Genomic DNA, 14,602 nt, shown 5'->3' with positions numbered 1-14,602 from the left:
CTGATGCTGCGACGCCGCGGCATCAGGCCTTTTCGTGTGTGGGTGAAAGCCGTACCCGCGCTGTAAGTTCAGCGCCCGCATAAGCGAGAAAGCCGCGCAGCATGTGGCGCAGGCGGAACCTGTGAAACCGCCGGATATACGGAAACGGCCGCGTCCCCGCGCGGATCTCGCCGAACGCGTCGCCAAGGTCGCGGCGGATCGCCTCCAGGATCCGCCGGTCGGTCAGGATATGCTTGGCGTAGAGCGCGCCGTCGCCATAGCCATAGCCCGCGAGCAGCGCGATCACCTGATCGGGCCGGCAGCGCCCGTGATGATGCTCGACGACGAAATACGGGTCATAGGCGACGACCACCCCGGCCGCGATCGCGCGGAACAGGAAATCCGTATCCTCCGCCGCCACGAACCGCGCGCCCGCGCCGAACCGCGTATCGAACGGCCCCGTCCGCGCGATGACGTCGTGCGTGAAGGCAAGGTTCGCGCCCATCACGAACCCGCCGGGAAACGCGCCCGGCACCGGCTCCATCGGATGATCCTCAAGCTTCAGCGTCACCGGCAGGTCGGCGGCATCGCCCGGCAGGATCCGCCCGCCGACGATCGTCGGCATCGCGACCCCGGCAAACCGGCGGACCAGCGCGAGCAGATAGTCCGGCTTGAGCACGCAATCGTCGTCGGTCATCGCGACGATCCGCCCCCGGACATGCGCCAGCCCCAGATTGCGCGCCCGCGCCAGCCCCGCGCGCGGCTCGGCCAGCAGCATCACGGGAAACGCCTGCTCTTCCTTCCAGGCCGCCAGACGCGCCGCGGTATCGTCGCGCGACCCGTTGTCGACGACGACCATCTCGACCGCCACGTCCCCCGCAACGCCGACCGCGCGCGTCACCGAGTCGAGCGTGCGCGACAGCGACGCCCCCCGGTCGCGCGTGCAGATCAGCACACTGACGTCGATCATTCGCGCAGCAGCAGCGGCGACGGCGCGGTCCAGGCGGCCATATAGGCGGACAGCTTGCCATAATCATTGTCGAGCGCGACGTGCGGGATGCCCAGCAGCAGCGCGAGAATATGCGCGTGCAGCCGGTCGGTGACGACCTGCCGCCCGCGCGACAGGAGCGTCAGCCCGCGCGCGACCCGCGCACGGGCCAGTCGCTCATAATGCGCAGCACGCGGCACCCCCGCCTCCCAAGCCGGCAGCACGCCATCCTCGAGCCAGTCGAGCACCACCGCCCCCTCCGGCACCGGCCCGCGATCCCCCGCCACGCGCTCGTCATCGGTCCGCATCAGCATCAGCAGGTCGCAATCCGCCGGCCCACGCGACTGCGCCCCCAGCGCGAACGCAGAATCGGGCGCCAGCGCGACCGGGCAGGACAGAGGCCGCGCAAGGTCGAGGCTCTGCGCATCGCGAACATAAAGGTGGAAATCGGGATGCCCCGCGACGCAGGCGGCGAAGCGGTCGAGCCCCTCGCGAGCGCGGAAATGGATCGACTGGGGCAGCTGGACGATCGTCCGGTCGCGAAACTCCGCCAGCATTGCCTCGCGAAACCGCTGATGATGCGGCCAGATATCGCCCAGATTGCCGCCGCCGTGCAGGAACACGACCCCCGCCGGGCTGTCGCGGCGAAACGCGTCCGCGTCGAACGCGTCCCAGGTACAGACATGATCGGGATCCCGCCCGGTGATCGCGCGGAGCATCGCGATCTCGCCCAGCCAGATCGCGCTGTCGCCGACATTGGCGTGATCGGGAAAGTCGAGCAGCGCATAGCGGTCGCCGGACCCGACATGCTGCCGGTACAGCGCCGCCAGCGCCTCCTGCTGCGCCGCGATGACGTCGTCGCCCCGTATCCGTGCAGATACCGTCACGCGACCATCTCCGCCTTGGCCGCGCATACCTCCGCATACAGCGCCTCGCACCGGTCGAGCCAGCGGTCGCGGGTGAACAGCCGTTCGACCCGAGCGCGCGGCACATCGCGCGGAATCGCCATCGCCGCAGGGATCGCCGCCGCCAGCCCCTCGACGTCGCCCGGCCCAGCGAGACATCCTGCCTCGCCCACAACCTCGCGCGCCGCGCCCATGTCGAACGCGGCAACCGGCAGGCCGCACGCCATCGCCTCCGCCGCGACCAGCCCGAACGGCTCGTCCCAGCACGGCGTGAACAGGAACACCGACGCCTGCCCGAGCGCCGACGCCAGGGCCGCGCCGTCCAGATGTCCGCCATACCGAACGTCGGGTCCCAGATGCGGCGCGACCTCGGCCGCCCAATAGTCCGGATCCTCGATCTGCCCGTACAGCGTGATCGCCACACCCGCGCGCCGTGCCGCCTGTACCGCCAGATGCGGCCCCTTGTTCGGCGTCATCCGTCCCGACCAGATCGCGCTGCCGTCCCCTGCGGGCGAGAACCGCCACGCTGCGGGGTCGATGCCGTTGTGCAGCACCGACGCCTCGGCAGGCGCGCCGTCCGGCCACCAGGCGCTCAGCTGCGACTGCGACGTCACCGTCAGCCGGTGCGTCGGCGACGGGCTCGCCTTCACGAACCAGTGCAGCGCGTCATAGGGCGGCACGTGGAGCGAGGTGACGGTCGGCACGATCGCGGTCCGCTGCGGCTCGATGGGGAAGCGGCTCAGGCTGTTGTTGTGCACCACGTCGAACCGGCCCGCCGCGATCCTCTCGCACGCCGCGATATAGCCCTGGTCGACGTGCGCGATCAGCGGCGCCGACCCGCGATGCTCGGCCCAGGGAAACACGCGCTCGTAATGCTGGGGCAGCACCGGATCGATTGCGAAACGGGGATCGCTGTCGCCGCTCGCGAACAGCACGACGTCATGACCGCGTGCCTGCAGCCCTTCCGCCAGATACCAGCTGTGCGATTCCATCCCGCCCATGAACGGCTGCGCGATCCGCTGGCGGACGTGCGAGAGCAAAGCGATCCTCACGCCGCCGCAGCACTCGCAGCGACACGTTCTTCCAGCAGGCGGATGACGCTTGCGGTATTGGCATAGGGCTGGTGGCTCTGCTGCCCGGTCAATGCGAAATCCGCGTCATCGGGGCGGCGGAGCACGCGGATCGGCTGGCCGGGCCGGTCGTCGATCAGCCCCATCAGCCGGAATGCGTGCAGCCAGTGCCCCATTGTCCGATAGCCCCAGCGCGCCTCGAACAGCTCGGCATTGCGGATCACACTGTCGAGATGATGGACCGGCGGCATGTGGTGCGGGTGATATTGATGATGCGCCAACCCGCCCTTGATCCACGCGATCGGCACGCCTGCGGTGTCGAGCACCTTGCCGAAATCGGTATCCTCGCCGCCATAGCCGTTATAGCCCTCGTGGAACCCGCCGACCGCGAGGAAGGTCGCGCGCCGCATCGCGAAGTTGAGCGACCAGAAACAGCGATAGTCGTTGCACGCCTCGATCCCCTCGGCGGGTGGTCCGCGCCGGTCCGAATGCCGCACCGCGACGTCCGCAAAATCTTCGCTGCGCCAGTCCCCCTTCGTCGCGCCGCCCGGCAGGTACATCACCTCGCCCATCAGCAACCCGTCATAGGTTGCAAGGTGCCCGGCATAGTCCGCCACCAGGTCCGGCGCCGGGATGCAGTCCATGTCGAGGAAGATCAGCCCCTCCCCCGTCGCGGTCCGCGCCGCCAGGTTGCGCGCAGCGGCCAGCGGCAACGCCTCGCCCGCGATCATCAGCTGGCGGACCGGAAAGTCCGTCTCGGGCAGGACATAGGGCTCGTCCTGCATCACCGCGACGATCAGCTCCCTCGGCTGGGTCGTCTGTCGCGTGAGCCCCAAAACCAGATTGTAGAGATGCTCCGCCCGCCCCTTGGCCAGCGTGACGATCGAGATAGCGGACATGGGCAGGGCTCCAATGGAATCGGGGGACAAGGCAGAATACGGTGAACGACGGGTGGAGAACGGATCAGGCCGGGTGCGGTGCCGTGCCCCAGAGCCGCGCCGCCAGCGCCTCGAGCCAGCGCGCGGCATCGTCGGCGGGGGCCTCGGCGATCATCGCGCGCTGCCGCTCGGGGCGGTGCTGCGCATAGGCGGCGTCGATCGCCTGCGTCCACGCGTCCGCCGACGACGGCAGATGCGGGCGGATGCACGCCACCCCCGCTGCGCCAAGCGCGTCGGCCTTGCGGTGCTGCTCGTCGAAATAGCGCCACTCGGGTACCGCGATCCACGGCCGCGCCGCCGCCAGGATCTGCTGGCAGGTCGTGTTGCCCGTCGACGCGATCACCAGATCCGCCGCCGCGACATAGCCCGCCGCATTCTCCACCCAGCCGCGATGTTCGATATTGGCGGGCTCGGTCGCATGCCAGTCGCGCACGACCGGCCCGATCGTGATCCAGCGCGCGGCAGGCCGGCTGCGCGCGCCGACGCCCAGCGGCGCCTGCCCGAACCCGCTGCCGCCGCCGCCGGCCATGACGAGGATCATCTCCTCGCGCTCGCCGATCCCCAGCCGCTCCCGCGCCGCGCTCCGGTCGGGGCCCTGCGTATCGACCCCCAGCCCGCCCGCGAAACAGGTCTTTTCGACCATCGCCGCGTCCCAGTCGGGCTGGGCGAGATCGCGGTGGAACGCGGCGAGCAGCCCGGCGGCGCCGTCATAGGCCGCGCGGTGCCCCGCATCGCCGCGGTCGCCATGCTGCAGCACCTTCACGTGCGGCACGCTGCAGATCCGCGCCAGCTGTGCGATCTCCGCCGACACGTCGCAGATCATCAGCGCGGGGTCCGCTTGCGCGAACCAGTCGGCGATCGTCGCCATCGCGCTTCGGATCCCCGGCCAGCCGAGCGGCGCGCAGTGCAGCGTCGCGGGCGTCGCGACCCAGTCCATCGCCACCTCCGCCCCGGTCGGCTCGAACAGCGACGGGATCATCACGATCCGCGCCTGCGCCGGCAGCGCGGGGAAGATGTCGTCGCGCGCGCAGAAGATCGTCACGGGACGCGACGGCGGCAGCGCCTGCAGGATCGCGGCACAGCGTTCCGCATGCCCGCGACCCTGATGGTGGACGAAATAGCCGAACGGACGCGTCATGCCGCGACTTGCACGGCCGGCGTGGTCAATCCGAGCCGCGCCAGCCCCTCGATCACCCCGGCGGCATGGTTGCGCGTGGCGCGATGCAGCCCGGGACGCGCGGCAAGTGTCGCCAGTTCATCACTCGCATTGGCAACAACAATCGCGAACCCGCACGCGTCGAGCATGTCGAGGTCATTGCCGCTGTCGCCCGCTGCAATGCAGTCGTCCAGCGTCAGCCCCAACCCGGCCGCATAGGCCGCGATCGCCGCCGCCTTGCCGCCGCCGGGGGACAGCACGTCGATCAGCCGGCCGTGCGAGAACACGACCCGCGCTGCAAGCCCCGCCTGCGCCAGAGCCGCGCGGATCGCTGCGGCGTCGGCGGCGTCGCCAAAGAAGCTGAGCTTGTGCGCGCCCTCGGTAACGACCGGCTGGGCGCAGATGCCGAGCGGGGCAAGCGCCGCGCGTACCGCCGCCCGGTCCCAGTCCTTATCGAGCGCGGCAGTGAACCCGGCGCAGGACTGCCACCCGCCATGCGCAGCCGGACGGAGGATCCGCGTCCCGACGTCGACGATGAATGCATCCGGCTCGGGCAAATGCCACTGCGCCAGCACCGCGCGCGCCTCGGCGAAGCTGCGCCCCGTCGCGACCACGAACGGCAGGCTGCTGCCATGCCGCCAGCGTGCGAAGGCCGCCGCGCCATCGACCGACCCGGTCAGCGTGTTGTCGATGTCGCAGGCCAGCAGAGCGGGTTGGCGCCGTAATGCCGCATAGATCCCGACAGCCGCCCCGGCATAACGTCGCCAGTCATATGCCGCGCTTCCGACACGTGCCGCCCGACTCAACCGTGCGTGAAGGCCCGCGTCCTCGATCACCGCACGACACGCTGCGGTGATCCCGCGCTCGTCGCGCGGATCGACCAGCAGCCCGTGACCGATCTGCGCGACGATCTCCGCCGGCCCTCCGTTGCGGGTGGCGACGACCGGCACGCCGGCTGCCGCCGCCTCGATCAGGGTCAGCCCGAACGGCTCGTGCAGCGCCGGGTTGACGAACACGCCGCCTGCCGCCGCTCGCCGGTACAGCGCAGTGACGTCCGAAGCATCGTGCCGCGGCGGCAAGGCGAATCGCCCGCGCAGTGCAGGACTAGCGGCAAGCGCCTGCAGTTCGCCCAGCACCGCCCGTTCCTCACTCGACGACTGGCCCCCATGTTGCCCGGCGAGGATCACCAGATTCGCACGCTCGTGCAGAACCGGATCCGCCGCGAACGCACGTACGAGGGCCGCGAGGTTCTTCTTCGCCACCGGTCGCGCGATCGCCAGCAGGATCGGGAGATCAGGCCGATCGAGCCAGTCCCCCAGGCGATCGACAAGCGTCACCGTGTTTCCGGCGTCGGGACGGCGGGGTACGCCGGGTGGCACGCAGTGGATCCGGCCCGCGACCCCGACGCCATAGGCCGGGACCTGCCGTTCGGCCTCGTCCCGCGTCGATACGATCAGCGCGTCTGCCGCAGCGATCGCGGTGGTTTCCGCCGCAATCCGCGTGCCGAGTTCGGCTCCGCCAAGGCCCTGACGGCGTTTGTCGATCGCCAGCGCATGCGGCGTGTACACGAACGGAATGCCGAACCGGCGGCGTGCCTCGATCGCGACCGCTGCGGCATCGGCGAAATGCGCATGGATGACGTTGGGCATGACCGCCAGTCCGGCAATGTGACGGCAAAACGCCTCGGTGAATGCGGGCAGGTCGGCGGCGAGCGCCTCCTTCTCGAGATAGCGGTCTTCGCCACTATCGACCCGGTCGATCGTCAACCTGTCGGTGACGTACTCCGATCGCAGGCCATGCACGGATGGAAGATCCGCAGACCGGAACAACCGGGTAACGATCGAGACCCGGTCCACGCCGGGAAGCTTTGCCTGAACCAGCGCTGCGTCGACCACATACGCAAGATGCCCCCCGGAGTCGGCCGTAATGCCGAAGTCGATGGGCGGCGCTTTCAGGCAGCCCCCGAGGGCCAAATGGAGAATGAACAAGGCGACCCCGTATCGTTAGTATGGCGAAACGACACGCCACGACATTCGATCCCGGGGTGCGCGGTTATCGCGTTGCGCTATGTTAACCCTGTTGCAATCTGACGTTTTCTGCCGCTGCCGGGCAGAGCCGCCCCGGCATGTCTGCATGCCCGGGGCGCCCGTTCATGTCACCGCGCGGGGTCGAATGCGAACAAAGCGGTCGGCAGCGATGCCGGCGCACCCGGCTTGAACCAGCTGGTGTCTTGGATATGGCTCGCTGTCACATAGATCCGGCCATCGGGCCCTTCCGAAAACGTATCGGGCCAGCGCAGCCGCTTGTCAGTCAGCACCGGCTCGACATGATCGCCGACCAGCCGCGTGATGCTGTCGTTGGTCGGCGACGTGATGTACAGCACCCCCGCCTTGCTCATCCACAGCCCATCCGCGACATGCGTCTCGGCGATGGTCTTCACCCCCGCCGCCTGCTGCGCCGCGCTCACGCCCTCGCGGAGCAGCCCGGTATCGATCGCGTAGAGCGTCTTGCCGGTCAGCGCCTGATAATACAGCGTCTTGCCGTCGTTCGAGATCGCGATCCCGTCCGCGGAGAAGGCCGGCTGACGGCCATCGGGGCGGACCAGCGGCTTGCCGTCGGTCATGACCGTCACGCTCTTGTCGATCTGCGTCGAGCCATGCCCGTTGAGCGCGCGCATACCCTTGCCGCTCTCCAGGTCGATCACGATGATCGCGCCGCGCGTGCCCGAATCGGTGATGTAGCCGGTCTTGCCGTCGGGCGAGAAGCGGATGTCGTTGAGGTACGTACCCTGCAACGCGACATCGGGCGCGACCTTGATCACCTTGGTCACGCGGTTCGTCGCCAGGTCGATCCTGACCAGCTTCGGCGCACCCTCGAGCGGCTTCTCGTTACCGGGCGCGCCGGGATCGAGCACCCACAGATTGCCGTGCCCGTCGGGCACGATCGACTGGACGCAGACGAAATAGTCGCCGACCGGCAATTCGCTGGCGCGGGCGTTGCGCCAGCTGTTCCACGTGTCGTCGGGATAGGCCTTGAGCTTGCCGTCCGGCAGCACCTCGGCGACCGAGATCGGCGCATCGTCGGTCCAGCGCGGAAAGTTGACGAACCGTCGTCCGTCTGCGGTCACCGCGACGCCGGTCACCTGGTGGTCGAACGTCGCCACCTGAGTCAGCGGGCTCGCCGCGGTCTTGGCCTGTGCGACGCCGGCCGCGGTTGCGGCGGCGGCGAGTGCGAACAGCGCGGCGCCTGCGAGAAGGGGTTTGAACGTGGACATGTCTTGGCTCCGGTAAATCGTGTCGGACAAGGTGGCGGGATCGCCGGTGAAGAGCGTGACGAGCAAGTCGGCGACCGCCTCGGGGCGCTCACGCTGTGGAAAATGGCCGACGCCCGGCAAGGTGACGAAGGCGAAGGGTCCCGAGAATTTCTCCGGTACCGCGGTGGTCGCGCTCGGCGGGTTCACCCCGTCCTCCGCACCCTGAATGTACAGCGCGGGCAGCGACAGCGTCTCGCTCGCCTTCACCGCATCCTCGAGCCAGACGCTGGCAGGATCGGGCGCCGCCTCGTCCCAGCGTGCGCGGTAGCTGTGCAGCGTGACGTCGACCCAGTCCGGATTCCCGAACGCGCGCGCCACTCGCGCAAAGGTCGCCTCGTCGAACCAGCCCGGCGGCGACCAGTTGGTCCAGTGGACATGCGCGAACCCCCGGGGATCGTCGCGCACCGCCTGCGCGCCGCGCGCGGTGGCCATGAACCAGTGATACCATTGCCGCTGCGTCTGTTCGAACGGCGGCGTCGGCATGCCACCCAGTCGCGGCGGCGTCGCGAGCATCGCGATCCGCTGCACCCGCTCGGGCCAACCGACCGCCAGCGCCTCGGCGATGTTCGAGCCCCAGTCATGCCCCGCGACCATGAAACGCGCGATCCCCAGCCCGTCCATCAGCGCAATCGCGTCCATCGCCAGGACCGCGCTGTTGCCGGTGCGCGACGTATCGCCTTCGAGGAACCGCGTTTCGCCGAACCCGCGCAGGCTCGGCACGATCGTCCGCAGCCCCGCGGCATGAAGCGCGGGCAGGACGTCGTCCCAGGTCGAGGAATCATCCGGCCAGCCGTGCAGCAACAACACCGCATCGCCCTCACGCGGGCCCGTATCGGTATAGGCGATTGCCAGCGTCGGCGTGGTCATCACGGGCATCTCAGCGCTCCGCCATCGGCAGGGCCGCGACCCGCGCGCGGGCGCGATAGCGGGGCGAAGAGGCGTGGGTCGTCGACGTCATGGCGATACTCGCTGCAGGATCGGGAGGGGGAAACTATCCCCCTCCCAACGCGTCAGCGCTTCGCAGGAGCCATGGCGAACGCCGCCTTCAGCCGTGCGACCGCGAGATCGTTCGCATCCTTGGCGCCGCGCACGATCGTGCCCATGCCGAAGAATTCATGCGTCACGCCCGGGAAAGTGCGCTGCTCGACCTTGTCGCCCGCCGCACGCATCGCCGCGGCCAGCGTCTCGCCGTCCGACCGCAGCGGATCGATCTGCGCGTTGATGATCGTCGTCGGCGGCAGCCCGCGCAGGTTCGCCCCGACCAGGTTCAGCCGCGGATCCTGCGCATCCGCCTTGCTGGTCTGGTAGTAATAACCGAACCACGGCAGCATCGCGCCGTTGAGCGGCTTGGCGTTCGCGGAATCCCTGCGCGACGGCAGCGTCTTGCTGCTGTTGGCGATCGGATAGACCGAGACGATGTGCAGCGGCGCGGTCAGGCGATTGTCGCGGGCATAGATTGCCGTCGCGACCGCCAGATTGCCGCCGGCGCTCTCGCCTGCAACCGCGATCTTCGCCGGGTTGCCACCCCATGCCGCGGCATTGGCCAGTGTCCAGCGATAGGCCGCCGCCGCGTCGTCATGCTGCGCGGGGAACTTGAATTCTGGCGCATGGCGATATTCGACCGACACGACGATCGCATTCAGCGCCTTGGCCATCGCGCGCGGTGCCGCGTCATAGGTCGCGACGTCCGCGATCACCCAGCCGCCACCGTGATAATAGACCAGGATCGGCAGGCCCTTGGCATTGGCGGCGCTCGCCGGCTTGTACACGCGGGCAAACTGCTTGGCGTCGCTGCCGTAAGGAATGTCCTGCGTCGTCACCGATGCGTCGGGCGTCGTCGGCATCCCCTTCTGTGCCATCACCGCCTTGGCACCATCCGCAGCGGACGGCTGCTGGCGTGCTTCGGCGGGCGTCAGCGTCTCGATCGGCTTGCCGCCGAGGCCGGCCAGCGCGTCGAGCACGGCCTGCATGTCGGGCGCAGCCTTGGCCGGCGCCATCTTCGTGGCGGGCGGCGGGGGCGGCGGGGGCGCGGTGTCGCTGCGCGCCGACTGGGCGAGCGCGGCGCCCGGGATGATTACGAGCATCGATGCAAACACGCCGGCGAGCAGCGTCCGTCGAATGGAATGTGTCAAAATTGCCTCCTGTAATATTGAAAGGCGCAACCCCGGCGGCGGCGTGGGAGTTGCTGTACGAAACCGGACAAAGACCGGGTCGTATTGAATTCGTGCAGTGTTTCAGGGGGCATGATGGTGAGCGACAATCGACTGGAGACCATCGATTGGGATGGGGCTGGCGACGCGTCGTCGGCACGCGGCACAGGAAACCGGCTCCTCCAGCGCCTGAGCCCCGACGACTTCGCATTGATCGCCCCGCATCTCGACCGCGTTTCCTTCGCGGTCGGCGAGTCGCTGACGCGTGCGGGCGACCGGATCGAGACGCTCTGCTTTCCCGAGGAGGGGATCGCCGGCGTGCTCGACGCGCTCGAGGGCGATCATCGCTTTGCGGTCGGGCTGATCGGCGCGGAGGGCTTTGTCGGCTGGTCCGCGCTGCTCGGCGACAACCGCTCGCCCTATGACGTCGTGATGCGCGCCGAACAGGGCGTCGCGCTGCAGCTCCCGCTCGACCGCTTCCACGCCGCCGCCGCGCAGAGCGACACGCTGCGGCTCGCGCTGCTCCGTTTCGTCCAGGTGTTCATGACCCAGATGGGCCGCACGATCGTATCGTCGCTCGCGCATTCGATCGAGCGACGCATGGCGCGGTGGATCCTGCTGTATCACGACCGCATCCGCGACGACGCGATCTGCATGACGCATGAGGAGTTCCGCCTGATGCTCGGCGTCCGGCGCAGCAGCGTGACCGAAGCGCTCCACCGGCTCGAGGAGGAGCATGCGATTCGCTCGGTCCGCGGCCGCGTGCTGGTCCGCGACCGCGACGTGCTGATGCGGATGGCGGGCGACACCTATGGCCATGCCGAATCCGAGTATCGCCGCCTGCTCGGCTGAGCCGGTCGGAACATTTCGTGCACGGATCACGGAACGAGCCGGTCCGCATACCGTTCATTCAATGGGCGCCAACGGCCCGACCGGAGGGGCCATGCTGAAGCGTACCGACCATATCGACCTGCCGGGCGACACGCGCGCCGCACCGGCAACCCTGCCCGCGGCGATGGTCGTTGCCGAGCTGCTGACCGCCGGGATCGACCGTGCCATTCTAGTGGTCGAGGACGAGGCGCGCGCCGAGGCGATCGCTTGTCTCGCGGAGGGGTTCGCCCCGACGATGACCGTCGTCCATCTCGTCGCGAGCGATGCGCTCCCCGGCGACTCCGCGCCGCCCAGCGCCGCCAATGTCGGCCGTCGGGTCGAGGCGCTGCGCCGTCTGCGCGCCGCGACCGCTACAGCCTCGACCGGCCCGATCCTCCTCGTCCTGTCAGCCGAGGCGAGCGCGGTCCGCTATCCCGCCCCTGCCGCATTCGACGAGGCGCCACCGGTGTTCCGCGTCGGCGACACGATCGACATCGCCGCGCTGCCCGCGCTCGCCGAAACGATCGGCTACACGATCGACGACCGCGTCGACGAACCCGGCGAGATCGCGATCCGCGGCAGCGTCGTCGACCTGTTTCCGGCCGACCGCGCGAACCCCGCCCGGATCGAATTCGACGACAATTCGGTCATCACCGAAACTCGCAGCTATGACCCGGTGTCGCAGCGCAGCCTTGAAACGCTCGACGCGGTAATCGTCGGTCGCGCCTGCGAGCCCGATCTGGGTGACGGCGTCGCGATTACCGAGCATTTGCCCGACGCCTCGCTCCATTTCGACCCTCTGGTCGACGACCGCCGCACGCGCTTCCTCGCGCTTGCCGCCGACGGCACTGCGGCGCGTCAGGTCAAGGCCGCGCTGGTCGACACGCGCGCCTGGAACAAGGCGACCGCCGGCCGCCAGATCCTTGCCACCGACGCCCCGGTCGAACGCACCCCGCGCTTCATCGAGCGGCGCGATCCGGTCCGCGCGTTCCGTCGATTCGCCCGTTCGGTGATCGCCGACGGCCGGCTCGCGATCGCCGGGTCCGCGCGTGACCTTCGTTTCCTCGCATCGCGGCTCGGCGTCGACGCCGAACACGTCGACAGCCTTGCCGAGGCGGCAGCCGCACCCGTCGGTTCGGTGTCACTGCTCTGCGCTCCGCTCGACCAGGGCTTTGTCCATGCCGATCTCACCATCGTCGCTGCCGCCGATCTGCTCGGCAGCCGTGCACGACTGGACGACGGTCCCGGTGCCGGCGTTGCGGCCTTCGCCGAAGGCGCGACGCTGCAGACCGGCGACATCGTCGTGCATGAGGATCACGGCATCGGTCGCGTTCTTGGGGTCGAGGCGCTGCCCGACCTCGATGGCGTCGCGGCCGACGCGATCGTGCTCGACTATGCCAAGGGCGCGCGCCGCCTCGTCCCCGTGCATGAGGCCGATCGCATCTGGCGGTATGGCGCGGACGCGGACGCAGTGACGCTCGACACGCTCGATGGCGGAAGCTGGACCAAGCGTCGCGCCGCGATCGACACGGCGATCGCGGAAAGCGCACGTGCGCTTCAGGCGGTCGCCGCCGAACGCGACGCGCGGACGACACCACCGATCGTCCCCGATGTCGCGCTCTACGAACGGTTCGCTGCGGGCTTCCCCTTCGCCGAGACCCCCGACCAGGCGCGCGCGATCGCCGCGGTCCGCAGCGACCTCGCCAGCGGCAAGCCGATGGACCGGCTGATCGTCGGCGATGTCGGCTATGGCAAGACCGAGGTCGCACTTCGCGCCGCCGCGCTCGTCGCGCTGGCTGGTCGCCAGGTCGCGATCGTCGCGCCCACCACGGTGCTGATCCGCCAGCATCTCGAAACGTTCCGCACGCGCTTTGTCGGCACCGGGCTGGAGGTCGCTGCGTTGTCTCGGCTGTCGACGCCTGCCGAGCGCAAGCGCGTCTGCGCCGGGCTCGCCGACGGGTCTATCGCGGTCGTCGTCGGCACCAGCGCTGTCGGCGGCAAGGGCGTCGCCTTTGCCGATCTCGCGCTGGTCGTGATCGACGAGGAACAGCGGTTCGGCGCGAAGGCCAAGGCGTCGCTGCGCGACATGGGCGCGGGCCATGTCCTCACGCTCAGCGCCACGCCGATCCCGCGCACGCTCCAGTCGGCGATGGTCGGCATCCAGGCGATCTCGGTCATCGCGACGCCACCCGCGCGTCGCCAGCCGATCCGCACCATCGTCGCGCCGTTCGATGACGCCGCGGTCCGCAAGGCGCTCCGCCGCGAACGCGCGCGCGGCGGCCAGAGCTTCGTCGTCGTGCCGCGAATCGAGGACATCGCCCCGCTCGCGAAAACGCTCGCGCGGCTCGTCCCCGAGCTCGGCCTCGTCATCGCGCACGGCAAGATGGACGCGGCCGAGCTCGACGACGCGATGGCGGGCTTTGCCGCGGGTGACGGCGACGTGCTGCTCGCGACCAACATCATCGAGGCGGGGCTCGACGTGCCGCGCGCCAACACGATGATCGTCCATCACGCCGACCGGTTCGGCCTGTCGCAGCTCCACCAGCTGCGCGGCCGGGTCGGGCGCGGCGGCCGGCGCGGTCAGATCCTGCTGTCGACCGACGGTGAGGCCATGATCGCCGAGGCGACGATGAAGCGCCTCCGCACGCTCCAGGCGTTCGACCAGCTCGGCGCGGGCTTCGCGATCAGCGCGCGTGATCTCGACATGCGTGGCGCGGGCGATCTGGTCGGCGAGGATCAGGCCGGCCACATGAAGCTGATCGGCATCGACCTCTACCAGCATCTGCTGGGTCGCGCGCTGAAGGCCGCGCGCGGCGAGCCCGTCGATCAGTGCCAGCCGGTGCTCAATCTCGGCGTCGGCGGCATGCTTCCCGAGGAGTGGATCCCCGAAACCGACCTGCGGCTTACGCTCTACGGCCAGCTCGCGCATCTGACCGACATCGCCGCGCTCGATGCGTTCCAGGCCGAGCTCGAGGACCGGTTCGGCGCACTTCCCGACAATGCCGTCCGCCTGCTCGAATGCGCGCGGATCCGGGCGCTCGCCGCCGCCGCCGATATTCGCCAGATCGATGTCGGGCCGGGCGCGATTGCCTTTACCCCGGGCGACCCGACCGCCGCCCTGCCCTCGCCGTTCGAGCAGGTGAAGCGCCGCTGGTTGGTCCGCGAGCGGATCGAGGATCCGCTCGCCCGTCTCGACCGTGTCCGCGAGCTGCTGAGTGACCTGTCGGAGTGAC

At 69.4% G+C, this 14,602-nt stretch carries 10 protein-coding genes; 2 read left to right on the top strand and 8 right to left on the bottom strand.

The annotated features are described in order from the left end of the window. Nucleotides 1-22: 22 nt before the first annotated feature. The 8 genes from J3A66_RS16425 to J3A66_RS16390 all read right to left on the bottom strand — a co-directional run bounded on the left by J3A66_RS16425 (nucleotide 23) and on the right by J3A66_RS16390 (nucleotide 10,481). A complete protein-coding gene (locus J3A66_RS16425; RefSeq protein ID WP_209570040.1) occupies nucleotides 23-949 on the bottom strand; it encodes a glycosyltransferase family A protein in 927 nt (308 codons plus the stop codon). Next, entirely contained in the window at nucleotides 946-1,854 is a 909-nt protein-coding gene (locus tag J3A66_RS16420) for a polysaccharide pyruvyl transferase family protein (RefSeq protein ID WP_348634069.1), read from the bottom strand. The genes J3A66_RS16425 and J3A66_RS16420 overlap by 4 nt, the downstream gene beginning before the upstream one ends. Continuing rightward, entirely contained in the window at nucleotides 1,851-2,924 is a 1,074-nt protein-coding gene (locus J3A66_RS16415) for a glycosyltransferase (protein ID WP_209570037.1), read from the bottom strand. The genes J3A66_RS16420 and J3A66_RS16415 overlap by 4 nt, the downstream gene beginning before the upstream one ends. After that, complete coding sequence (locus J3A66_RS16410) at nucleotides 2,921-3,841, bottom strand: galactosyltransferase-related protein (RefSeq protein ID WP_209570035.1); 921 nt, start codon at nucleotides 3,839-3,841, stop codon at nucleotides 2,921-2,923. The genes J3A66_RS16415 and J3A66_RS16410 overlap by 4 nt, the downstream gene beginning before the upstream one ends. A 64-nt stretch (nucleotides 3,842-3,905) precedes the next feature. Next, nucleotides 3,906-5,018: a glycosyltransferase gene (locus J3A66_RS16405; protein WP_209570033.1), complete on the bottom strand. Its 1,113-nt coding sequence runs from the start codon at nucleotides 5,016-5,018 to the stop codon at nucleotides 3,906-3,908. Then, the gene (locus J3A66_RS16400) at nucleotides 5,015-7,009 is read right to left on the bottom strand and encodes an HAD family hydrolase (protein WP_281064244.1); all 1,995 of its coding nucleotides are present in this window, start codon (nucleotides 7,007-7,009) and stop codon (nucleotides 5,015-5,017) included. Before J3A66_RS16400 ends, J3A66_RS16405 begins: the two co-directional genes overlap by 4 nt. A gap of 182 nt (nucleotides 7,010-7,191) precedes the next feature. Next, nucleotides 7,192-9,225, bottom strand: a complete 2,034-nt coding sequence (locus J3A66_RS16395; RefSeq protein WP_209570028.1) for an alpha/beta fold hydrolase — start codon at nucleotides 9,223-9,225, stop codon at nucleotides 7,192-7,194. Nucleotides 9,226-9,359: 134 nt separating this feature from the next. Then, complete coding sequence (locus J3A66_RS16390; protein WP_245336850.1) at nucleotides 9,360-10,481, bottom strand: alpha/beta hydrolase; 1,122 nt, start codon at nucleotides 10,479-10,481, stop codon at nucleotides 9,360-9,362. A gap of 117 nt (nucleotides 10,482-10,598) precedes the next feature. On the opposite strand from J3A66_RS16390, the gene J3A66_RS16385 reads away from it, so the two are divergent. Beyond that, nucleotides 10,599-11,351, top strand: coding sequence for a Crp/Fnr family transcriptional regulator (locus J3A66_RS16385; protein WP_209570025.1), 753 nt, complete (start codon nucleotides 10,599-10,601; stop codon nucleotides 11,349-11,351). Between the two features lie 91 nt (nucleotides 11,352-11,442). Further along, the gene (locus J3A66_RS16380) at nucleotides 11,443-14,601 is read left to right on the top strand and encodes a helicase-related protein (RefSeq protein ID WP_245336848.1); all 3,159 of its coding nucleotides are present in this window, start codon (nucleotides 11,443-11,445) and stop codon (nucleotides 14,599-14,601) included. Nucleotide 14,602: the final 1 nt, after the last annotated feature.

This window comes from Sphingomonas sp. PvP018 (assembly GCF_017876865.1).
GTDB lineage: Bacteria > Pseudomonadota > Alphaproteobacteria > Sphingomonadales > Sphingomonadaceae > Sphingomonas > Sphingomonas aerolata.
This window is presented reverse-complemented; position numbering and strand designations above follow the sequence as displayed.